At 60.5% G+C, this 22,037-nt stretch carries 23 protein-coding genes; 9 read left to right on the top strand and 14 right to left on the bottom strand.

Annotation, left to right across the window (positions count from 1 at the left end; translation table 11 throughout):
- Positions 1-169: 169 nt before the first annotated feature.
- Together rimO and BQ8794_RS13240 are read right to left on the bottom strand one after the other, a co-directional pair.
- Positions 170-1,483, bottom strand: coding sequence for a 30S ribosomal protein S12 methylthiotransferase RimO (rimO, locus tag BQ8794_RS13245; protein WP_077377983.1), 1,314 nt, complete (start codon positions 1,481-1,483; stop codon positions 170-172).
- A gap of 178 nt (positions 1,484-1,661) precedes the next feature.
- The gene (locus BQ8794_RS13240; protein WP_077377979.1) at positions 1,662-2,348 is read right to left on the bottom strand and encodes a TerC family protein; all 687 of its coding nucleotides are present in this window, start codon (positions 2,346-2,348) and stop codon (positions 1,662-1,664) included.
- Positions 2,349-2,666: 318 nt separating this feature from the next.
- Here BQ8794_RS13240 and BQ8794_RS13235 point away from each other — a divergent pair, with 318 nt between their 5' ends.
- Positions 2,667-3,482: a helix-turn-helix domain-containing protein gene (locus BQ8794_RS13235; RefSeq protein ID WP_077377976.1), complete on the top strand. Its 816-nt coding sequence runs from the start codon at positions 2,667-2,669 to the stop codon at positions 3,480-3,482.
- Positions 3,483-3,550: 68 nt separating this feature from the next.
- Positions 3,551-4,003 carry an SRPBCC family protein gene (locus BQ8794_RS13230; RefSeq protein WP_244554936.1) on the top strand — a complete coding sequence of 151 codons (453 nt, stop codon included), beginning with the start codon at positions 3,551-3,553 and terminating at the stop codon, positions 4,001-4,003.
- Here BQ8794_RS13230 and BQ8794_RS13225 read toward each other — a convergent pair.
- The 8 genes from BQ8794_RS13225 to BQ8794_RS13190 all read right to left on the bottom strand — a co-directional run bounded on the left by BQ8794_RS13225 (position 3,907) and on the right by BQ8794_RS13190 (position 15,100).
- Positions 3,907-6,012, bottom strand: coding sequence for a mechanosensitive ion channel family protein (locus BQ8794_RS13225; protein ID WP_244554935.1), 2,106 nt, complete (start codon positions 6,010-6,012; stop codon positions 3,907-3,909). The genes BQ8794_RS13230 and BQ8794_RS13225 overlap by 97 nt on opposite strands.
- 159 nt (positions 6,013-6,171) lie before the next feature.
- Positions 6,172-8,445, bottom strand: coding sequence for a cytochrome c3 family protein (locus BQ8794_RS13220; RefSeq protein ID WP_077377970.1), 2,274 nt, complete (start codon positions 8,443-8,445; stop codon positions 6,172-6,174).
- Positions 8,438-8,866, bottom strand: coding sequence for a DUF2721 domain-containing protein (locus tag BQ8794_RS13215; RefSeq protein ID WP_077377967.1), 429 nt, complete (start codon positions 8,864-8,866; stop codon positions 8,438-8,440). The genes BQ8794_RS13220 and BQ8794_RS13215 overlap by 8 nt, the downstream gene beginning before the upstream one ends.
- Positions 8,867-8,952: 86 nt before the next feature.
- A complete protein-coding gene (locus BQ8794_RS13210; RefSeq protein ID WP_077378368.1) occupies positions 8,953-9,612 on the bottom strand; it encodes a hypothetical protein in 660 nt (219 codons plus the stop codon).
- Between the two features lie 225 nt (positions 9,613-9,837).
- Entirely contained in the window at positions 9,838-10,596 is a 759-nt protein-coding gene (locus tag BQ8794_RS13205) for a hypothetical protein (protein ID WP_077377964.1), read from the bottom strand.
- A 46-nt stretch (positions 10,597-10,642) separates the two neighbouring features.
- On the bottom strand, positions 10,643-11,647 hold the full coding sequence (locus tag BQ8794_RS13200; RefSeq protein ID WP_077377961.1) for an HAD family hydrolase: 1,005 nt from the start codon (positions 11,645-11,647) through the stop codon (positions 10,643-10,645).
- 29 nt (positions 11,648-11,676) lie between these two features.
- Entirely contained in the window at positions 11,677-13,278 is a 1,602-nt protein-coding gene (locus BQ8794_RS13195) for an arylsulfatase (protein WP_077377957.1), read from the bottom strand.
- A gap of 100 nt (positions 13,279-13,378) precedes the next feature.
- On the bottom strand, positions 13,379-15,100 hold the full coding sequence (locus tag BQ8794_RS13190; protein WP_077377954.1) for an arylsulfatase: 1,722 nt from the start codon (positions 15,098-15,100) through the stop codon (positions 13,379-13,381).
- A gap of 221 nt (positions 15,101-15,321) precedes the next feature.
- On the opposite strand from BQ8794_RS13190, the gene BQ8794_RS13185 reads away from it, so the two are divergent.
- From BQ8794_RS13185 to BQ8794_RS13155, 7 genes are all read left to right on the top strand, one after another.
- The gene (locus BQ8794_RS13185) at positions 15,322-17,205 is read left to right on the top strand and encodes a sensor histidine kinase (protein ID WP_077377952.1); all 1,884 of its coding nucleotides are present in this window, start codon (positions 15,322-15,324) and stop codon (positions 17,203-17,205) included.
- 5 nt (positions 17,206-17,210) lie between these two features.
- A complete protein-coding gene (locus tag BQ8794_RS13180; protein WP_077377950.1) occupies positions 17,211-17,882 on the top strand; it encodes a response regulator transcription factor in 672 nt (223 codons plus the stop codon).
- Positions 17,883-17,981: 99 nt separating this feature from the next.
- Complete coding sequence (locus BQ8794_RS13175) at positions 17,982-18,320, top strand: response regulator transcription factor (RefSeq protein ID WP_077378365.1); 339 nt, start codon at positions 17,982-17,984, stop codon at positions 18,318-18,320.
- 23 nt (positions 18,321-18,343) lie between these two features.
- Positions 18,344-18,553 (top strand): hypothetical protein, encoded by a 210-nt coding sequence (locus BQ8794_RS13170; RefSeq protein ID WP_143744543.1) that lies wholly within the window; start codon positions 18,344-18,346, stop codon positions 18,551-18,553.
- A 63-nt stretch (positions 18,554-18,616) separates the two neighbouring features.
- Positions 18,617-19,015 (top strand): polyketide cyclase, encoded by a 399-nt coding sequence (locus BQ8794_RS13165; protein WP_077377944.1) that lies wholly within the window; start codon positions 18,617-18,619, stop codon positions 19,013-19,015.
- Between the two features lie 29 nt (positions 19,016-19,044).
- Complete coding sequence (locus BQ8794_RS13160; RefSeq protein WP_077377941.1) at positions 19,045-19,401, top strand: VOC family protein; 357 nt, start codon at positions 19,045-19,047, stop codon at positions 19,399-19,401.
- A gap of 4 nt (positions 19,402-19,405) precedes the next feature.
- Entirely contained in the window at positions 19,406-19,840 is a 435-nt protein-coding gene (locus BQ8794_RS13155; RefSeq protein WP_143744542.1) for a hypothetical protein, read from the top strand.
- Here BQ8794_RS13155 and BQ8794_RS13150 read toward each other — a convergent pair.
- The 4 genes from BQ8794_RS13150 to BQ8794_RS34640 all read right to left on the bottom strand — a co-directional run bounded on the left by BQ8794_RS13150 (position 19,821) and on the right by BQ8794_RS34640 (position 21,637).
- Positions 19,821-20,078, bottom strand: a complete 258-nt coding sequence (locus tag BQ8794_RS13150) for a hypothetical protein (protein WP_077377934.1) — start codon at positions 20,076-20,078, stop codon at positions 19,821-19,823. The genes BQ8794_RS13155 and BQ8794_RS13150 overlap by 20 nt on opposite strands.
- Positions 20,079-20,213: 135 nt before the next feature.
- Positions 20,214-20,417 (bottom strand): hypothetical protein, encoded by a 204-nt coding sequence (locus BQ8794_RS13145; protein ID WP_077378362.1) that lies wholly within the window; start codon positions 20,415-20,417, stop codon positions 20,214-20,216.
- A 117-nt stretch (positions 20,418-20,534) separates the two neighbouring features.
- Entirely contained in the window at positions 20,535-20,768 is a 234-nt protein-coding gene (locus tag BQ8794_RS34645) for a hypothetical protein (protein WP_143744541.1), read from the bottom strand.
- Between the two features lie 644 nt (positions 20,769-21,412).
- Positions 21,413-21,637 carry a hypothetical protein gene (locus BQ8794_RS34640; protein WP_143744540.1) on the bottom strand — a complete coding sequence of 75 codons (225 nt, stop codon included), beginning with the start codon at positions 21,635-21,637 and terminating at the stop codon, positions 21,413-21,415.
- Between the last annotated feature and the right edge of the window lie 400 nt (positions 21,638-22,037).

Genomic DNA, 22,037 nt, shown 5'->3' with positions numbered 1-22,037 from the left:
CCAAAATCTTGACAGGCCAAATCTTGACAGGAAGGGCGCCGCGCGGCGCCCTTTCGTTTAGCAGGAGCCCGAAATCGGGATCGATTGGGGAAGGGTCATGCGCAAAATCAGGTGCTACGCGGCGTCCTTTGCCGTCCAAAAGGACGCGGCGCCGTAGGGCGAGATGCGATCAGACCGCCGAGCCGTAGAGATCGTAGGCGTCGGCACGGTCGATCTTGACGGTAACGACATCGCCGGCGCGCAACGGGCGCCGCGACTGGATATGCACCGAGCCGTCGATTTCGGGTGCGTCGTATCTGGTTCGGCCCTTCGCCGAGGTGCCATGCGCCTCGTCGATCAGCACTGGCAGGCGCTTGCCGACCTTCCTGGCGAGCTGCGTCGCCGAGATCTTCTGCTGGCGCTGCATGAAACGGTGCCAGCGCGCCTCCTTGATTTCCTGCGGAACCTGTTCGAGGCCGAGGTCGTTGGAGCGGGCGCCCCTGACCGGCTCGTATTTGAAGCAGCCGGCGCGGTCGATCCTGGCTTCGTCCAGCCAGTCGAGCAGCATCTCGAAATCGTCGTCCGTCTCGCCGGGAAAGCCGACGATGAAGGTGGAGCGGATCGCCAGATCCGGACAGATTTCGCGCCAGCCGCGAATGCGGTCGAGCGTCTTTTCGCCATGGGCGGGCCGGCGCATGTTCTTCAGCACCTGCGGCGAGGCGTGCTGGAACGGGATATCCAGATAGGGAAGGATCTTTCCTTCGGCCATCAGCGGGATGACATCGGCGACATGCGGGTAGGGATAGACGTAGTGCATGCGTACCCAGACGCCGAGCTTGCCGAGTTCCTCCGACAGATCGAGGAATTTCGCCCGCACTTCGCGATCGCCGAACATGCTGCTCTGGTACTTGATGTCGATGCCGTAGGCGCTGGTGTCCTGCGAAATGACCAGGATTTCCTTGACCCCGGCCTTGGCCAGTTTCTCGGCCTCGCGCAGCACGTCGGCCGCCGGCCGCGAGACGAGATCGCCGCGTAGCGCCGGGATGATGCAGAAGGTGCAGCGGTTGTTGCAGCCCTCCGAAATCTTGAGATAGGCATAGTGGCGCGGCGTGAGCTTGACGCCTTGCGGCGGCAACAGGTCGACATAGGGATCGTGGCTCGGGGGCGCGGCCTCATGCACTGCAGCCATCACGCTCTCGTAAGCCTGCGGACCGGTGATGGCGAGAACGTTGGGATGTTTCTCGCGGATGACGTCCGGTTCGGCGCCGAGACAGCCGGTGACGATGACCCTGCCGTTCTCCGAAAGGGCGGAGCCGATGGCATTGAGCGATTCATCGCGAGCCGAATCGAGAAAGCCGCAGGTGTTGACGACGACCAGATCGGCGCCGTCATGCTTGCGCGCGATCTCATAGCCCTCGGCGCGCAGGCGCGTGATGATGCGCTCCGAATCCACGAGGGCTTTGGGGCATCCAAGGCTGACGAAGCTGACGCGAGGAGCGGACATTTTGCGGTTTCCAATGGACGCGGGCCGGAAACCCTGAGGCCCGGCCCGGAAGTCTCGATGCATGTTGAATTTTGAGCTTTCAGAGAAGCTCAATTTTGCACGGCGCAATAGCATAGTTCCGCAATCAAGCAAACCGAGGAATGGCTTGGCGCCTCGGGCGGACCTGCACTGCCAAGGTTCAATGACCGCCCGGCCCGAACCAGGGCGCCAGGAACGCAAACTGTTCGGGAAACTGCTGCACAGCACCATCCAGAAACATCTTCACGGCGACATAGAGAATGATCACCAGGCCGATATAGGCGATCCAGCGGTACTTATGCAGGAGGCGTGCGACAAACGAAGCGGCGAAGCCCATCAGCGCAATCGACAGCGCCAAACCGATGATCAGGACCGTCGGATGGTCCATCGCCGCGCCGGCGACGGCAAGGACGTTGTCGAGAGACATCGAAACGTCGGCAATGACGATCTGCCAGGCTGCCTGAGCGAAGGTCTTGCGCGGTCCCTTGCCGCCAATCGTCCCGCTTTTGTCGTAATCGACATTCGACAACGATTCCGTCGCGTCATGTTCCTGCTCGTAGCTGACACGCAGTTCGCGCCACATCTTCCAGCACACCCAAAGCAGCAGCAGGCCGCCGGCTATGAGGAGAATGGGGCCGATGGTGAGGAGCCACTGGGTGATCAGGGCGAAGAAAATGCGAAGCACGGTGGCCGCCGCAATGCCGACGAGAATCGCCTTCTTGCGCTGATCCGACGGCAGGCCTGCCGCAGCAAGGCCGATGACGATGGCATTGTCGCCAGCAAGCACGAGGTCGATGGCAATGACCTGGAGCAGGGCCGCGAGGCCGGCGGCGGTAAAAATTTCCATCAGCTGGAATTTCCTTGCTTGGTCGCCAATCGTTCGTGCCCGGACGCCCTAACGTGTATGGTTCCCGCGCGTCAAGGCTCCATGGCGATAAAGACGGCAAACTGCCTGTCGCGGTCGAAATCGCCAGCAGCCGGTAAAGCTGCCAACCGAAGGACGCCCCGGTCGTCAGGACGCATGGAACCGCAGACGCCCGCTCACCGTGCAGGCCTCAAACGAGGGGTTGAAGCGCGCCGCCACCGCAATAGATTTCGGGGACCGAAGAGTACGATGCCTTAGAATAGTACGGGGCCTTAGAAGTGTTCCTCACAGGAGAGGCTCGTGACCTCTGACGACAACACACCCGTCCTTTCCGGGGCACCAATCCTTTCCGGGGCAATCGGGGAATACCGCGAGTTCGATCCTCCGGCCGCACTCGAAGGGCATTTCCAGTGTGCCTGGTCCAATACACTGCGCCCGGACGCGGCATTGCGACCGAACGCGGGAAGCCTATCGGCTGTGGTCCCCGACGGCTGCGTCGACATCACCTGGATCGACGGCGATCTGGTCGTGGCGGGCCCCGACGTAGCCGTTGCCCTCTCTGCGCTGACACCCGGCTCTACGGTGATCGGCACCCGCTTCCGACCGGGTGCGGCAAGCCGGTGGCTCGGTCTGCCGATGTCGGACATCGTCGGCGGCCGGGTGGCGCTCAGCCACTTCTGGGGAGCGCTGGCGAGCGAAATCGCCCAAAAAATTGGCGATGCGTCCTCCACGGTGGAGCGGATGCGGGCGATGCAAGCGGCACTCTGCAGGCTTGCGCCAGATGTCGAGCCGCCGCCTGCGGACATGGGATTTGCCTTCAACGCGCTGAAAACCGAATCCGCCGGTCCGGGCATGGCGGTGATCCTCGACCGGCTCGACATCAGCCCGCGAACGCTTCGCCGCCGCTGCCGGGAAGCTTTCGGCTATGGTCCGAAGACGCTCGACCGCATTCTCCGCTTCCAGCGGTTCCTGAACCTGGCGCGGCACTCCACCGAGCCGCGCCTGGCCGATCTTGCGTTCGAGGCGGGTTATTCCGACCAGGCGCATCTGACGCGCGAGGTGCGGCGCCTGTCGGGATTCTCGCCGGCGACGGTTCTGCGGCAGCTCGGCGCCTGAGCTGGCCGTTTCGTTCAATACGCCACCGCCAACTCCGCCTAGTCTGCCTGCGTTGAAAGGAGGCAGATATGACGATCTACAAATCCCGCATCATCACCGTGTCCATCGGCCGGGACTGGCGCGAAGTCTATGACTTCGCCTCCATCCCTGAGAATTTCCAGCGCTGGGCGGCAGGCCTCGGCAGGCGCTTCGAAAGATCGGGCGAGGAATGGACTGCGGAGGACCCCGACGGCCGGCTCATCCGCATCCGCTTCTCCCGGCCGAACGAACACGGCGTCCTCGATCACATCGTCTTTGCCGAGGACAAGGAAACCCGCAATGCGGTGCGCGTGGTTGCCAACGGGACCGGTGCGGAGGTTATGTTCGTGCTGTTGAGGACGCCGGACATGATGCCTGCAATTAGCGGAAAGCTGCCATTTCAGGCCTATCCTTCTTCCACAAGCTCTGCCGCCTGCTTGCGTGCGAGTGCGTTGGCGGTAGCCGCTGCGGCTGCGGCCGGTTTCTCTTCGCTCCCGACATGAACCGTGGGATGCGCGAACTCGATGCCGTTCGCTGCGAACGCGTCGCGGATCATGGTGTAGGCCCGCCGCCTGATAAGGGACTGCTGGCCGGGTTTCGTCATTATGGCGAAGCTCAGTTCCATCCCGAAATCGCCGAACTGCTCCACGCCTTGCATCTTTGCCGTCTGGATAATGTGCGGCGCCAGCTCGGGATCTTCGAGCAACTCCGCGCCAATCCCCTTTACCAGCTTCTTGACCTTCTTGATGTCAGTATCGAAGGGAACGCGGATCCTGAACTTGTCGATCACCCAGTCACGGCTCATGTTCTGAACCGCACCCAGTTCACCAAATGGAACCGTAAACACCGGCCCGCGGTGATGGCGCAACCTGACCGAGCGAAGGCTGAAGGATTCGACAGTACCCATGTAGCTGCCGCTCTGGATGTATTCGCCAACCCGGAACGCATCGTCCAGCATATAGAAGATTCCGCTGATCACATCCTTGACCAAGGTCTGCGAGCCGAATCCGATCGCGACTCCGAAGATGCCTGCGCCAGCGATCAGCGGAGCGATGTGCACGCCGAGTCCCGACAACACCATGAGGATAGCCACGGCACCAAGCACGACGGCCAGCATGTTGCGGAAAATCGGCAGCAATGTCCTCAGCCGGCTCCTGCGCACCGCCTCCGCCGGGCTGACCATGTCGTCGACCGCGCCCAGTTCCAGCGTCCGGCCGATATAGGCTTTCGCCAGTTGCCAAAGCAGATCGGCAACCAGCAGGATTATGACGCCGTGGAGCAAGCCGCGCACGATCCGGCCTTCGGCCAATACGCCTGGATCCAAGCGCCAGACCAGACCAAGCCACAGCACCGCGAGCAGGATCACCAGCGCGCGAACGCCGCGAACGATCATCACGGTCCGGACCGAATCCGCCGAGGTGGAATTCTCTCGCCGCACCGCGAGTGAACCTGCCGCCTGACCGGCGATGGTCAACGCTCCGGGCAGCAACAGGGCATAGATTCCGAGCCACAGGATCCCGTTTAGGCCGGCGACCCAGAGCCCCCACAGAATGATCAGGTAGATGGTGAGGAGCCAATCCCTCGTCCTGGTCCCCTCCGTCGCCGGCCGGTCCGGACGACGCCAGACGATTTCGACGGCGAGCACAAGAAGTCCGATTCCGAGCAGGTAGGAGACCAGGAGTGTCCCGTCCGGCGAAACGCCCAGCGCCGGGAGAAGACTGATGGTCGCCCACCCAGCCATCAGATATCCGGTGAAAACGGCTAGCCGCCTATACCAGAAATGGGCTTCGGCGTCGCTTGCCGGAATAAGCCTGAGCGGCTTCTCCTGCCCCGCCGGAATGCCGCCGTCTTCCGGTGCAAGCGATATCCTGCCGATGGCCACCACCGCCCGCGCGACAATGAAGGCAACCAGATAGGTGAGGATGACAAGGCGCAGCAGGCCGGGCCATTCGAATGCCAGAAAAAACCCGGCACTGACGAGAGAGAACACGGCGAGCGACGCCAGCTCCGAAAGGAACTTGACGGAACGGCTGCTTTCAGGTGCCGCGCTTGTGTCGTCAGCCCGAAAGGGAGGCTGCTTCTCTCCGCCTACTGCCCGCTTGAACAGCCATTCCGCTCCGAAGCCGAGCGCCAGCAGGGCCGTAAAGAGAACAAGAATGGTAGTGAATCCATAGTCGTTGATCTCCGATTTTATGGTCCGGACAGCGTTTGCGGCCTCGCCCGGAATATGCGGAAATGCGTTACGCATTGCGGCGATATGATCGCGTATCGCTTTCTCCGAGACCGTGATCTGCGCCGCCATCGACGCACTGGCGCGATCGGCGGGCGTTGAAGATTTTGCCGCCAACCATGCCCGGATCTCTGGGTCATCGAGCTGCTTTATGAGCGCCTGAATCTTCTCGAGGGGCACCGTGTCCGCGGGCGGCTGAGCCGTCTGTGCCATCGAAGCGGCAAGCGGGGTCGCTAGCAAGGCGCACGCCACGAGCAGCATATGAAACAAGCGAGCCAGCATAGTGTTTCTCATCGAATGCCTCGCACCGTAGCCGGACCGTCGAAATTGCCGCCCACGATCAAAATGTCACACGCTATTCCGACCTTTGCCTGAAACATCAAGAGATGCAATCGCGATAGACTGCCGCCATTGTCGCTGTTCAATCCGAAAAGTCCGCACCTAATTCCCGGTTTGAGCTGTGTCCCGCAACTGCCTGACCAGTTCTGCAATCTGCGGATCGTCCGGCCGCAAGAGGGCAAGAGCTTCGGCATGTTTGAGTGTTTCTTGATAGCGGCGAAGTTTAAGGCCGATCTGAATGGCCGCGCTGAGGAGGTCTGCGTCGGCAACCCCGCCTGCGACGGCTTCATCCAACGACGCGAATGCATCATCCGGGCGGCCAGCCGAGTCGAGCGCTATCGCAAGCGTTGTCCTGTATTGGGCATTGGCAGGGGCGAGCCGCACGGATCTCTCAAGCTCTTCGATGGCGCCTGTGAGGTCTTTCTCGCGAACCAGCGACAGGGCGTGACCGTATCGGAGCAGGGGATCTTCGGGCGAGATCTTGATGGCCTCGGCATAAGTGCTTTCCGACTTCTCGTTCTGGCCGGTCGCCCTGTAAAGTTCGGCCAGATTGGCGTGTGCTCCGGCGAGGCTGCCGTCGAGCGAGATGGCGCGACGAAGAGCGGCTTCGGCTTCATCCGCTTGACGCTGACCCATCAGGAAGAGGCCGTAGGCGTTCTGTGCTTCAGCCATGTCCGCATTGGCTTGCACATAGGCGCGCAAATCCTCCAGCGCGACGTGGAAACTGCGGCGCTGATCACCGAGCAGATCGGCCGTCGGCGCATTGCCGAGAGCCGTCACGGTGGCTACCCGGACAGCGCGCGTCTCGTCGGCAAGCAGCTTTCCAATGGCATTCAGCCGCAGTTCAGGCGGCAGGCTGCCAGCAGCCTGAGCCGCACCAAGCCGGACAAGTGGATCGGGGCTTGCTGCTGCGGCAGCCACATCTGCAAAAACGGCATCGCCGCCGAGGCGTCCCATCTCGACGATGGCGCTGCCTTTGACGATGCCCGCCTGTTCCCGGTCGGCGACGAGCGCACGCAAAGCTTCGATCGCTGCCGGATCGTTTTGGGCGGCACCTGCGAAGGCATGGGCTATCGTCGGGCGCTCGCGCCAGGCCGTGCCGTACCATTCGTCCATCGTTTCCGCCGCCCACGCGTTCGTCTGGGTTGCATGGCAGGTCGTGCAGGCGTTCGGAGTGCCGTAGGCGATCGACAAATCGGGCCGTGGAATGACGAATGAATGGTCGCGCCGCGGGTCGACCTTCATGTAGGCGCGCTGGGGCATGTGGCAGTTGGCGCAAAGGGCGCCGGCCGCGCCTGCCGGATGGTGGGTGTGCGCGGGCGTATCGAAACTGCCGCTCGGGTCGAAGTTGGTAAATCGCTCCGGCTTTGTCTCGGCATGGCATTGCGTGCAGACAGCGTTGCCATCGGCCTTGAGCGTCGCTTCATGCTGCTTGTGACAGTCGAGGCACACGACGCCGGCTCTCGCCATCTTGCTCTGCTGGAACGACCCGTACTCGAAAACCTCGTCCAGGATTTGACCGTCTGGAAAGTATAGGTCCGGGCGCAGCAGGCTCGGCGAGAAATGATCGAGAAAGGCCCTTCCTGGCCCGTGGCCGTTGAGAAGTTTCGTACGCCGCGAATGGCAACCCAGGCAGACATTCTGATCGGCCGGCGCCAGCCCGAAGTTGGAGAGCGACTGGGAAGCGCCTGCTTCGGCCCAATCCACATGTTTCGCCCCGCTACCGTGACATGACTGGCAGCCGATGCTCGTCGCGACATAGGTCGATTTGTATTCGCCGATCTCGGGTTGAAAATTCGCCTGCGGATCGGTCGAATGACAGTCGATGCAGGTCCGGTTCCAGCGATAGAAGGGGCCGGTCCAGTGATAGGTTGTGCCGGGTTTTGCGGGCTTGCCCGCGCCGAGCCAGAACCATTCGCGTTTGTTCGTATCCCAGGCGATGTCGAGCGCCTGCAGCCTGCCGCCGCCGATGTCGATGAGATATTGCTGCAGCGGCTCGTAGGCGAAGGTGTATTTGACCTGGAACTCGCCTTCCTTGCCATCGGGCCCTTCGGTGCGCACAAAGTACTGGCCGCCGCGCTTGAAGAACGCCGTCAGTATGCCGTCATGCTCGAAGCTGGCATCGTCGAAATTTGCGCGCACGGTGCTGTCGTCTGCGACGGCCATCGCCCTGGCATGGTTCGATTTGACGAAAGCGGCCACTTGGTCCGCGTGACAGGAGGCGCATTTCTTCTCATCGACGAACCCATCGTGAATGGCGATCTGCGGGTCGGGCGCGGGAAGGCTTGTTTCCGCCGCCGAAGCGTGCCCGGAGATGGAAAACGCGATGAAAAACCCCAACACCAAATGCAACAGGGCTTTGCGAGACTCAGCCATGATGATCGTGCTCGCTCAGGGCGATTCTGATGTCCTGAAGGAAGCGCAGCAGGGAGCCTACTAGCAGGACCAAGGCCACAACAAACAATATGCCCGCGCCAGGTTCGTGACGATAGCCCACTAGGCTTGCCACGAATCCGAATAGCAGCAGAACGGCGACGGCGATGCCGCTGGTGACGACGAGATGCAGCGATTGATTGAGAAGGATCTCCCGGCGCTTCAACCTTGAGACGTCCGCCTTGAGCCAGCCGCGTGCCACGTCATCGTCGGCGATCTGGTTCAGATTGCGTAACCGGTCGGTAACGCGCGTCATCCGGGCAATCAGGATGGACACCAACGCGGCAATCGCGGTTAGCAGGAATGACGGCGCCACCGCGTGCGAGATCATGGTCGAAAGCTGGTCCGCGTTAATCTGAGACATCTGCCACTTCTTTTCTTGATACCGGAACCTGCCGTAGCCCCCACATCCGCGCGGGTCGCAGCGAGCCAAACCGCCAGTTCACGCTGTTAGGGAACGGCATTCACGGCTCGCGCGGCGACGATGGCCAGGGTCAGCAAGGAAATGGCGCTTTCGAGCATAGTTAGCATTTTGGCCCGCCGGCTTAGCGGCAGAACATCTGTAGGGCTGAAGGCGGTCGCCGTGTTGTAGGCCAGAGAGAGGTAGTCGAAGAAGAATGGCCGCCAACCCGGTGAAGCAACGTCCGGCATCGCCGCTTGCGGAAAGAGCCAGTCAGGCAGGTTGTCCCCACTCTTCCGGGCAGCGGGGCCGCCGCTATCAATCTGCCAATAAAGCATCGCGAAGGCCAGGACATTGGTAACCCAGATGGCGAGCGAGGACGACAACAGCGTGACCGCGCGCGTTTCTGGAGGGCCCAAGCTTAAGACGCCGATCATGTCCGCAAGCTCAAGGGCGGTGTTGACGACATAGGCGCCGGCAAACACGAGGATCACTGCTCTCTCGGCGCGCAACCAAAAGTGGATATCCCCGACCGGAAAGGTGACGGCGGCCATCGGCACCAGGACCGCCAATGCGACCACATACGATACCCAGACCGGCATGATTTGGACATGACGCGGCAACACCGCAAGCAGCACCAGCACCGCGACAATGGCTAGGGCCGGGCCCCAGCGCGGTTCAGGTCGTGTTAGTGCTGCAGCATTCGCCATGCGCATTTTCTCGGCTCGAGGCATTGCGGATCTCGTTGTTGCCGAGATCGAGTCCTCTGCAATGCTTTATGATGTCTGCGCCGCAGTCTTGGCAAGTACCGTGATGGCGTCGCCATAGCTGATCGTTTGCGCTCGCCCAGAGCCGGCGAGCGCAAAGGAGGCCATCAGGATCAGACCGCTGAAATCATCTTGTAAACCATGCTCAGCGTCTTGTTGCAGATTGTCTCAATAGCACGGGGGGTAAGGATAATATCCGCAGTACGGCGGATATGCGTATGGGGCGGCAGCGGCCCCGACAGCGGCCCCAACAGCAGCTCCGGCAACTGCGGCCCCCGCCACAGCGCCAGCACCATACCAAGCTCCACGATAGACAGGAGCATGCCAGTATGCGCCACCGTGATAACCGTATCCGCCACCATGCCAGACCGCGCCGCCGTAGCCGCCCACATGGGCGAATCCGCCACCGCCCGGTCCGCGAAACGCGAAGGCGTCAATGAAAAGTGCCGCAGGCCCGTTCGCATTGTTGAGACTGCCTTCCAGCACGGCAACGTCGAACGTCAGCGTGTTCCCCTCAAGTTTCGGAGCCTTGAGCGTAACCACGGCATCATTCACCTCCGAGCCGTCTCCGCCAAGAACTGAGACCGTTGCGTTCGGCGGGTCGACGGCGAAGTTGTCCTTGCCCTCATCCCACTGCATAATGAACTGCTCGGTCGCAACATGACCGGCGGCCCGCACCGGCCGATCGGCAAAGACGATTGAGTTTTTCGAAACGCCGGTCAGGACGAGCTTGCCGCCGTAGAGCGCGGCGCCCTGCGAATTGATGACGGCGAGCGACGGAATCGGTCCTGTCGCCGTAGCCTGGCCGATCGTCTTTTGCAGTGGCACGTGCGGCTTGCTGGCGGAATCCTGTGCCATTGCGCCGGCAGTCGCCAAAGCCAGACCGCCTGCGAAGGCTATCGTACTGGTGATGTGACTGATTTTCATAGAATTATCCTCCCGTTTCGGTGATGCGTTGAGGTTCACACTAGCTCTAGTTTCCCGGAAAGATCTGCTTCCAGTCGGCCTTCATGTCGACAACCGTCCATTTGTTGATGGCTGCCGCGTCGAGAGCCAGGTCGAGATGGCCGAACTCGCTTTTCCGGTCGTAGGCATATTCGCGCTCTGCGTCGGTGTGATGGACGATCAAGCCGAACCGCGGACCCTCGGCGAGCGTCGTCCACTGCAGCATTTCAAGATCGCCGTCCGAATTGCCGAATGCGGCGATAGGCCTGCGACCGATATGCTCCTGAATGCCGACCGGCTTGCCGGCCTTGTCGTCGATAAAGTTGACTTCAGGCAGCCGAAACAGCGTCGGCGCGCCGTCCTTCATCGCGAACTTCGTCTTGATCGATGACCCCACCACCTGTTCCGGCGGAACGCCGTAGACCTTTTCCGTCCAGGGGCGCATGAACTCGATGCCGCCGCCGGAAACGATGAAGGTTTTGAAGCCGTTGGCGCGCAGATAGGCGAGAAGTTCGAGCATCGGCTGATAGACCAACTCGGTATAAGGCTTTTTGAAGCGCGGGTCGCGCGCGGTGGCTATCCATTCCGATGCGATCTTCTCAAATTGCGCGGTGGTCATGCCGGCGTGTGTCGCCATGATGAGTTCGAGCAGGCCCTTTTCGCCGGCGGCCGTAAGCGCCTTCATGTCGCCTTCAAGCACCGCCTGAAACGGTTGTGTAGTCGCCCATTCGGGATGACTTGGCGCCTCGGCCTTGACCCGGTCGAGCGCGAAGGCGAGCTGGACGTACATCGGCTGCTCGATCCATAGCGTGCCGTCATTGTCGAACACCGCAATGCGTTCGGGTTCCGGCACGAAGTCGGGCGAGCCTTCCTTGCTCACCTTGTCGACGAACTCGACGATCGCAGCCTTCGGCGCGGTGTCGTTCCAGGAGGGCAACGGATCGGACTGGGCAATTGCCAAGGACGGCACTAGGAACGCCAACGCTCCGACCGTCGTCCCTATGACCCAGAGTGATTTCAATCGCTCAAACATATTTGTCCTCTGCGTATTTTTACCTGCACCTAATTGCTCGACGGGGGGTTCCTGAGCTTTTCCATTGCCTGCTCGACCGAGAAGGAGCCGGGCGCCTGGCGCGGCGGAAACTCCTTGAAGCTCATCAGATGCTGCCCTACCAGGGCTTGTGCCGGGACCAGCACGAAGGCGTGCTCGACGAACCACCGCACATAGTCACCCGCTTCGTGCTGGGCTCTTTCGAACGGGTCGGAGCGCAGGTTGAAAAGTGATGGCAAACGCAGTTGCACCATCGGCTGCGCCCAGACATCGAAGCCATGCGCTTGCTGTTCCATAAAAACAGCCTTCCACTGCTGATACCGAAGACCTGCGAGATTGCCGTCGTCGGTCCAGTAGAAGAATTCCTTGCGCTTGTCGGACCCTTTTCCAGAAAGAAGATCGCGCTGATCGTAGCCATCGAGATGAACGCGGAAATTCTTGCCCGCTGCGTCATAGCCTTGCAACAGCTTGTTCTTGATGTCTGGTTCGCCGGCGGCTGCCACCAGGGTCGTCGCCCAGTCCTCGGCCGAGAAGATGTCGTTGATTTCCACGCGAGGCTGCACGAGGCCTGGCCAGCGCACCATCGCCGGCACGCGATAGCCACCTTCCCAGTTGGTATTCTTCTCGCCGCGGAATGGCGTGGTGCCGCCATCGGGCCAGGAAAATGTCTCCGCGCCGTTGTCGGTGGTGTAGATTACGATTGTATTGTCGGCGATGCCGAGTTCATCGAGCTTGTTGAGTATCTCGCCGACCTGCCCGTCGTGCTCGACCATGCCGTCCGGATAGATGCCAAGTCCGGTCTTTCCCTGGGATTCCGGCTTGAGGCGGGTCCAGATATGCATGCGGCTCGGATTGAACCAGACGAAGAATGGCTTCTGGTCCCGATGCGCGCGGTCAATGAAGTCCTTCGAAGCGGTGAGGAATTCCTCGTCGATCGTCTCCATGCGCTTCTTGGTCAGCGGGCCGGTATCTTCGCATTTCTGTTTGCCCCACGGCCCGAAGCGGGGATCGTCGCCGGGGGTGTCGGTGACGGTCGCCACGCATTTCATGACGCCTCGCGGGCCGAATTGGGCCTTGAACGCCGGGTCCTTTGGATAGTCGGGATTTTCAGGCTCGTCCTCGGCATTCAGGTGGTAGAGGTTGCCGAAGAACTCGTCGAAGCCGTGAACCGTGGGCAGAAACTCGTTGCGGTCGCCGAGATGATTCTTGCCGAATTGGCCGGTGACGTAACCTTGCGGCTTCAAAAGATCGGCAATCGTCGGGTCTTTCCCGGACAAACCTTCTTTCGCCGCCGGCAATCCTACCTTCAAGAGTCCTGTGCGCATCGGGCTCTGTCCGGTGATGAAAGCGGCGCGGCCTGCCGTACAGGATTGCTGGCCATAGTAGTCGGTGAAAATCGCGCCTTCATTCGCCAGGCGATCGATGTTGGGCGTGCGGTAGCCCATCATGCCGCGGTTGTAAGCACTGACGTTCCAGTAACCGACATCATCGCCCATAATCACCAGAATATTGGGCTTGGACTGTTCCTGCGCCGGCGCCATCGTCGTCACGGATAGAAGGCCAACGGCTACGGTCATTGCTGCTGCAAAACCGATTGCTGCCGTTTTTTTCATTGTCACGTCCTCCCTTGACGATGGCTTTGCCAGAGTGCGTATCTGGACCGGGATTGAGCGGAGTGGACGCCCCAGCGAAGGGGCGTCCGACACTATGCGACTATTCGCCGGAGCGACTGGTCGTCTTCATTTGCTTAACCTGCTGCATCACCTGCTCTAGGTTGTAGCTGGCAGGATCCTGCATCGGCGGGAAGTCGATGTAGGACGAGAGTTCCTTCAGCCAGAGCGCCTGCCCGATCGGCAGCATGTTCCAGTCATAGACATAGGCGGTGGAGGGTGAGGTAATGGCGCCGCCCATCCCAGTCAGGGTCTTGACCTGCTCGCCGATCGAGGCCTCAAACGGATCGCGCTTGATGTTGACGACCTGCGTCCAGTGATAGGGAAGCACGCCGGCCAAAAAGCCCGTCGGCGCATCGGACACCATCGCAAAGTACATCTTCCAGTTCTTGTAACGAACCGCCGATGGGTCCTTACCGGAATAATAGAAGAAGGTGTCGCGCGACGACTTTTCCGATTTTCCTTCGAGATAGTCGCGCTGATTCACACCGTCGAGCGTGGTCTTCGCTATGCCGGGATATTCACCCTTCTCGATCTGCGCCTTCAGTTCGTTGGCCTTGGGCCCGCCGGCGATGTCGACAAGCGTCGGCAGCCAGTCGAGCGAGGCGAAAATGTCGTTCTTCACCGTTCCGGGCTGGATGTGCCCGGGCCAGCGCACGACGAGCGGAGCGCGCATGCCGCCTTCCCAGGTGCTGAGCTTGCCGCCCTTGAAGGGGGTGGTGCCGCCATCCGGGAAGGTAATCGTCTCGGCGCCATTGTCGGTGGTGAAGGCGATGATTGTGTTGTCGAGCTGGCCCATGTCTTCCAGCTTCTTCAGGACGACGCCAATGTTGTCGTCCATCTGCTTCATGCCGGCTTCATTGGCGCCCCAGTCCTTGCCGCCAGGCTCGCCGATCATGCCCTGGTACTTGTCAGGCAACACCGTCGTGATGTGCATGCGCGCCGGGTTGTACCAGACAAAGAACGGCTTATCGGTCTTTGCTGGGTCGTTGCGGTCGAGGAAGTCGACGACCTTGGCGGAGATTTCCTCGTCCACCGTCTTTGACCGTTCCAATGTGAGCGGCCCCTCATCCTTGCATGACTGGTTTGCCGCCGTGCCGTCCGAGGATGCACAGGCGATAACAGGACGTGGCGGCATCAGGCAGAGCGTAGTCTTAGGATCGACGGCGCCGGGCGGATCGGAAAGACCCGGAACGGGTGTGTTCATGCAGGGCGGAGCGACCGTCTGCTCGGTAGGCGTCTTGTTGATGTCGGGAAAGCTCACCCCTTGCATGGCATCGAGGTGATACAGATACCCCCAGAATTCCTGGAAGCCATGTGCAGTAGGCAGGGCGTCGGTGTGATCGCCGAGGTGGTTCTTGCCGAACTCGCCGGTGCTGTAGCCGAGATCGTGCAGGAACTTTGCGATCGCCGGGGTGCCAGGCTTGAGATATGAGGGGCTGCCCGGCAATTGGGGCGGGATCATGCCGGTGCGCAGGGGGTGCATGCCGGTGAAGAACGCATTGCGGCCGGCGGTGCAGCTCTGCTCGGCGTAGTAGGTCATGAATTTCGCACCCTCCTGGCCGATGCGATCGATGTTGGGCGTTTCGCCGACCATCAGGCCCTGATGATAGATGCTGGGTTGCATCCAGCCGATATCATCGCCCATGATGAACAGGATGTTGGGTTTTTGCGCATCCTGGGCCTGTGCCGGCGCTTGCGCGCCCCATAGAACCGCCGCGGCAGCCAAGGTCCCAATGCTGTAGTCAAGGATCTTAAAACTCATGTTCAGCTCCTCCTGCTGGGATAAAATCTCGCCAACCGTTCGAATTGGCACGATTTCCGGGCCTGTGCGCCCCTCCTTTAACTAGTCGGCACGCTCAAGCTGACGCGACGGTAGCCCTAAGGAAGCCTTGGTGATATTGTCCTTTGGGGAAGTTGTTCCGGGCGCAGATGCGCCCGATCTACTTTCCCAGCCAAAAGCTTGGCTTGTCAGGGGGTACCACCATGCTGTGCGATCCGCCTGTTCGGTCGCGCCGACGCGCCCAGAACGCGGTCAGGTTCCTTGTTGCAATTTTGATTGCGATTTTTCTGGACGGCGGCTCTGCAGCAGCTGAGGTCGTCGGCCGGTCCCCCCGTGTGCTCATCCTCCATCCGTATGACGAGTGGCTGCCAGCGAGTGCGATTGCCGGAGCTAACGCCAGGGCGCGACTACAGGAGGCGACGGCCGGCAAAATCGATCTGTTCTCGGAATATCTGGACCAAGCGAGGTTTCCCGAGCGTGCTCACATCGACCGCATGGCACGGTCCATGGCCGATAAATACGTCGATCGTCGCCCGGACGTCGTGATAGCGCTCGGCGAATCAGCAACACGTTTCATCGTCGAGCATCGTGAGGCGATCGCGCCCGATGCAAAAATCGTATTCGGTGGCTTTGGTCGCGACAGTGTTTCGAAACTCAACCTGCCCGTCGGTGTCGTCGGGGCTTTCAGCGAATTCGACATAACCAAGACGCTCGAACTGGCCAGCGCCCTCCAGCCGGATGCCGAAAATCTTTTCATCATCGGCGGTTCGGCGGCTTTCGATCGCACTTGGCTCGCCAACGCCAGACGCGACTTGGCAGACGCTGCAAAAGACTATGAAACGACGTACCTGGAAGGGCTTGCGATCGATGAATTTGCTGAACGCGCCTCTCGTTTCCCGGCCGACAGCATAGTCCTGTTCCTCACCATTCTGGCTGATGGCACCGGCCGCAACTTCCTGTCCAAAGACGCTTTAGCAATAGTGGCGGCGAAGGCCAGTGCGCCGATTTATGGCCCCTATGACACCTATATTGGTCAAGGTGTCGTAGGCGGAAACTCGGTAACCTTCGAGTCCTTAGGAAACGCGGTCGCCGGCTTGGCTTTGGATGCACTCGCGGGAAAGCCGATCACAGACATCGAAGTGCCGCAAACATTCTTTGCCGACGCAAGGCAGCTAAAGCGATGGGATTTGTCGGAAAGCGCGCTGCCGGCGGGGACCGCTTTGAGCTTCAAGCAGCCGGACATCTGGCAGCAATATAGGCGGTTGGTTCTCGGCATCATCGCTGTGGTCGCATTGCAAGCCGCCGTCATCACAGGGCTGCTCGTAGAACGGCGTCGGCGTTTCGCCGCCGAAGGCGAATCCAGGCAGCGTCTCCTTGAGCTGGTCCACATGAATCAGTCCGCAACCGCCGGCGCGCTTTCGGCTTCGATTGCGCACGAATTGAACCAGCCCCTGGGCGCCATCCGCAGCAATGCCGAGGCGGCAGAGGCGATACTGAATGGAAAAAATCCGGACCTGAATCTCATCCAGCAGATTTTGGCTGATATCAGGGATGATGATCAGCGAGCGGGGGATATTATTCTTCGCCTTCGCGGCATGCTCAAGAAAAGGGGTGAGGTCGACTGGCAGGAGTTCGACCTCAATGAGGTCGTCGACAGCGCCATCAATATCTTGCACGCCGAAGCTGCGAAGAAACAAGTGGCGGTCAGCGCCCAGCAATCCGGGCGCAGACTGCCGGTGCGGGCCGACAAGGTTCATCTCCAGCAAGTGATCCTGAACCTTGCGACCAATGCAATGGACGCGATGGTAGAGGCCGCCACAGCCGACCGGAAGCTGGTTCTACACACGACGTTGCATGGCGATACCAAGGTCGAGATGTCGATTTCGGATACCGGACGTGGCATTCCGAAAGATAGACTCAACAGCATCTTCGACGCTTTCTACACGACGAAGCCAACCGGAACCGGGCTCGGGCTCTCCATCGCTCGATCAATCGTGGAAACCTACGGTGGAAAGATCTGGGCGGACAATCGCGCCGGCGGCGGCGCGGTGTTCCGTTTCGTCCTGCCGCTCGCCCAGGCTGCTTGAACGTCATGGAACCGTTCATTCATATCATAGATGACGACGCATCGTTTCGAACGGCGTTGGGACGGCTTGTCGAAACCTACGGTTTTTGTGCGAACCGCTACGATTCGGGCGATGATTTCCTGGCGCGGCTGCCGAAATCGGAAGCCGGCTGCATCCTGCTTGATCTGCGCATGCCAGGGCTCAGCGGCCCGGAGCTGCAGGAAAGGCTCGTGCTGGCGGTCCCGCTGCTACCCATCGTCTTCTTGACGGGCCAAGGCACGATTGCCGCGAGTGTTCAGGCGATGAAGGCAGGTGCCGATGATTTTCTGGAGAAACCCATTTCGTCCCAAATCTTACGTGAGGCGATCGAGCGCGCGCTCGCCAATAATGAAAAACGGCGCGCCGGACACGATCAGAGTCAGGCGCTCCAGACCAAAGTGTTCAGCCTAACGCCACGCGAAATCCAGGTTTTCGATCTGGTCGTTCGCGGCAGGCGTAACAAGCAGGTTGCATACGACCTGAACACCTCCGAGCGCACGATCAAAGCACACCGGCACAGCATCATGGAAAAGCTGGGCGTTACGTCCTTCGCCGAGATGGTGTCGATCGCGGAGAGACTGGGACCCGTCCGATCAACGCAGGCAGTCTCGAATCCAACATCCGGTTCTTCCCCAAAGGCCAATATCCAACGACATTAACTCGGCTCACAATCCCGTCTGCAACTCCGTCAGCTCTTTGAGGAGCGGAATTTGGAAAGCCCGCCACGCACAGTGGCTGTCGTGGAAGACGATCCGAGCATGCGGAGAAGCATCGAACGGTTGTTAAACGCGTACGGTTACCAAACGCATGGATACGCGTCGGCAGAGACGTTTCTTGAATCCGATTTCGCCGGCATGATCGGCTGCCTGGTGCTCGACATTCACCTTGCCAACATGTCCGGCATCCAGCTGCGGCACTGGCTTAGCGATTCCAACTCCAGCTTGCCGGTCATCTTCATCACCGCCGTTGACGACGATGCGCTCGAAGCGGAGGCCCGCGATGCTGGCTGCGTGGCCTATCTGCACAAGCCCTTCGCAGCCACGTTTTTGCTATCCGCCGTAAACGACGCCCTGTCGGGATTGTCGCCGAATAAATGACTTCGCTTCCAAGAGGTGCGGAAGTGAAAGCAATTCAAACTGTTTCAGCGGCCATCGCCCTTGCAGCCGTATTGGAATCTGGCGATTTTGCCGCAGCCCAGGACGACAGCCAGGATCTTGTATCAGCGTTCCACCCTCCAGTTCAATTTGACGAAGGCTTCGGGCCGAACGACGGCGCGCCTGTCGGGCTTCTCGCCCGCGACGGTTCTGCGACAGCTCAGCGCTTGAGCTGACCGTTTCGTTCAATACGCCACCGCCAACTCGGCCTAGTCTGCCTGCGTTGAAAGGAGGCAGATATGACCATCTACAAATCCCGCATCATCACGGTGTCCATCGACCGGGACTGGCGCGAAGTCTATGACTTCGCCTCTATCCCTGAGAATTTCCAGCGCTGGGCGGCAGGCCTCGGCAGGCGCTTCGAAAGATCGGGCGAGGAATGGACTGCGAAGGACCCCGACGGCCGGCTCATCCGCATCCGCTTCTCCCGGCCGAACGAATACGGCGTCCTCGATCACATCGTCTTTGCCGAGGACAAGGAAACCCGCAATGCGGTGCGCGTGGTTGCCAACGGGACCGGCGCGGAGGTCATGTTCGTGCTCTTGAGGACGCCGGACATGACGGAGGAGATATTCGCTGCCGACGCCGAGGCGGTGCAGCGCGACCTCAACACCCTGAAGGCAGTGCTCGAACGCTGAGCATCCAAAAACCGCGAAAGGAGAAGATCATGGCCAAATCCAGCAACGACAAGCGCATCGATTATGTCGAGTTTTCCGTCGGCGACATTGCGCGTTCGCGCGACTTCTATGGAAAGGCCTTCGGCTGGTCCTTCAAGGACTACGGGCCGAGCTATTGCGAGTTCAACGACGGCCGCCTGACCGGCGGCTTCGCTCTCGGTGGGCAGAGCAAGGCGGCAGGCGGGCCGCTGGTGATCCTTTATGCCGACGAGCTCGACGAGACCCAGCGCCATGTCGAGGAAGCCGGCGGAAAGATCGTCAAGCCCGCCTATTCCTTCCCGGGCGGCCGCCGCTTCCACTTCTCCGATCCGGACGGCTACGAGCTAGCCGTGTGGTCGGACAAGTGAAGAGGTGAGGGGGCGCCGAGCCGAGCCCAGCGTCTGTCTCGAATGGTTTGGGGCCGAATGGTGCGCCAGCTGGACCGTGACACGCTTCACCAGACTGGCAGGCAGCGCGGGAAGCGCCGTCGTGCTTGCCGAGTTCGAAGCTCTCGCTGCTGACCCGAAAGCGCTCGGCTCGGTTCCTTGCGAGGCGCGGCTTTCCGATGGGAGCGGTCGCGAATGGCGGCCAACCCTGTTTGCCGATCCGGTGGTCAGGAAGCAGTATCCGGAGGCCGAGCAACGGTCCCTGTGCGGCGGCATGGCATTCGCCGCGACGGAGCCCGGCAAACCGGCACGGATGGCTGCCAGTTTTTCGATCCCACCTGCGCCGAGCAGCCTCACGCTATCGATCGCCCTCTACTCGGGGTTGCCGAGTTATCTCAGCGTCAGCGAGCCGCGGACCTGACGCCATTGGCTGCGCCAGCCATGGCGACCGCGGTCTCGAGCACGGCTGCAAGCAGAGCGACCCGGACCGCGTCGAGCAGGATTCCTCCGTCGAGTTCGCTTGGGCTGCCGATGAACAGGCTGATGGCATCGGCGAAGATCTGCCAGGTCCCGAAATCGTGCGCTCCGATCAGCCTCGTCAGGCCATACCATGTCCAGGCGCCGGCCCAGGAGATGGCAAGGTGACAACGCGCAGCCATGCTCGGCCTAGTTGTTTCCGGGCGATCGGCGTTCCCCGTCATCTTCCAAATCAATTCATCAGTTCGCCAAAACCCTTTGGAATCACAGGGAAGTCGAACCTGGCTCTTAACCGCGTAAGCAGCGTTGAGTTATTGCTATGCCCCTTGCGCGGTCAATAGCTTGTGCTTTTCGAAGATCGCCAGTTTCTGCGGATAAGTGATCCGCACCTTGGCGTTGCACCCATCGCATCTGAAGTGCGCGATCGTTTTCAGCGCAGAGCCCTTCCTTACCGCCGGATAGGAGCAATCCGGACAAGCGAATGTGAGGGCAACATCAGACAGGTCTTCGGCTAAACCCATTTCCATCTCCTTCGCAAGCGCTGTGGCTACACTCTGGCGAGACTCAAAGGGCAATTAAGATGCCAATCCGGCTGTGCCAAAGCGGGACTGGAACGATTCGCCAGGGAAGCCGCCAAGCTAGCGCGCCATTTCTGCGCCCTTTGAGCGACGAAGCGACCTGACCTCTTTCAGCAGTTCGCGCTCACTGGTGGTAATGTTTCGGAAGATTGCGACAATCATCACCGCCAAGGCTTCGGCATCCCGGCTCAAAGGGTCGATGTGTTCATCTGCGCAAACCTGATCATACACGCGTTCACAAATAGCCAGATCGTGAGGGCTGAGGCGGGTGCGATTGAAACGCCGGTGCGGCATTGCGAACCTTCGAGGCTCGCTGCCCGTGCAAAAGAAGCGGGCCCTCGCAACAAACGCAAGTCATCGAGTGGTTGTTCCCGGTTACAAGCTTTTGTTACGCCGACCAACAGCAGGATCCGCGTCTCGGCTCCATGCGATTACGCCAACGTGCGTCGTGGGATGGCGTATAAATCCGTCTGTGGTCGTCATTTGACGACTGTTCAAAGCGGTATGCGTTGAGCATTCTCAGCGCCAAGCGCGGGGGCGGAGATGTTGTTCAAACAGAATCCAATGGATCATATAGCGGACGATCCCATTATCCGCTGCGATATCGCAGATCGGGTATTAAAGGCCGCCGAGAGCGATGGGAATCTCCCGATTGTGTGGCGCGTGTACAGATCGCCGCAAGTTGCAGAAAAAACCTGTCAAACCCGCGCGTCTCTTGGCCCAATGCATGTTGCGCAAATGCATGCCCTCGGGCCTGACCCTGCGCCTGACCCGAGGGTGCGCAGCCGAGCGGCCGGCGCCGCTTGGGGGGCGTGGGGTAAGAACGCTTGACGGCGCCGGCCAGGCGGATTGGTGGGGTCCGCCGCGTTGGATAGTACCGATTTTGGCAAATCAAGTAATTCCGTTATCGCGGAATGTCACGAGCCGGTCGACAACGCTCAGCCCTTTGCATCCTCATCGTCTTGGACAGAGCCATCGTTTTCATCTGCCAGGCTTTCAAACCCGGCCAGCTGCCGGTCGGCCACTTCTTTGGCGAGGCCTACCAGGGCGTCGACCTCTTGCATCTGGTCCACATGACCGTCATTGGCGACGTGTTTCCGGATCCTCTTCAGTTGGTCAGAGGTTCGTCGCAACGTTTCGGCGATTGACAGCTTCTTGGCCACGCCTGCATCTCCTGCATCCCAATCAACCATCCAGACGAGCAAGCGTTCCGGCGCGAAACCTTTTGCGGCAAAAAAGCCGATACTCCATCGACCCGCCCGATACGGGCCGTTGCATGGGCATCAATTGGGGGCGAGTGGGGGGCCCCGCCGCTTCGCAAATGGAGCGGCGGGGCTTTTTTGCGTTTTCAGCCATTATCCTTCATTGGCAAGTGCTCAATGATGCAGCACCTCGCCAAAGATGATGCCGCTGGAGTGCTTGTTGGTTCTAATCCTGGAAGTCCGCGCCTTCCATTGAGCAAGTTCGAGTGGCCCGGCAGCTCTATTAGGGGGACTATCAGCAGGCCGCCGGGCCTAGACCGCCAGCGGGCTTAAGAGGAGGTGCTGTGCTGGCTGAGCACAA

The organism is Mesorhizobium prunaredense (assembly GCF_900156895.1).
Lineage (GTDB): Bacteria > Pseudomonadota > Alphaproteobacteria > Rhizobiales > Rhizobiaceae > Mesorhizobium > Mesorhizobium prunaredense.
The sequence above is the reverse complement of the archived record's forward strand: the minus strand, read 5'-3'. Positions and strand labels throughout refer to the sequence as shown.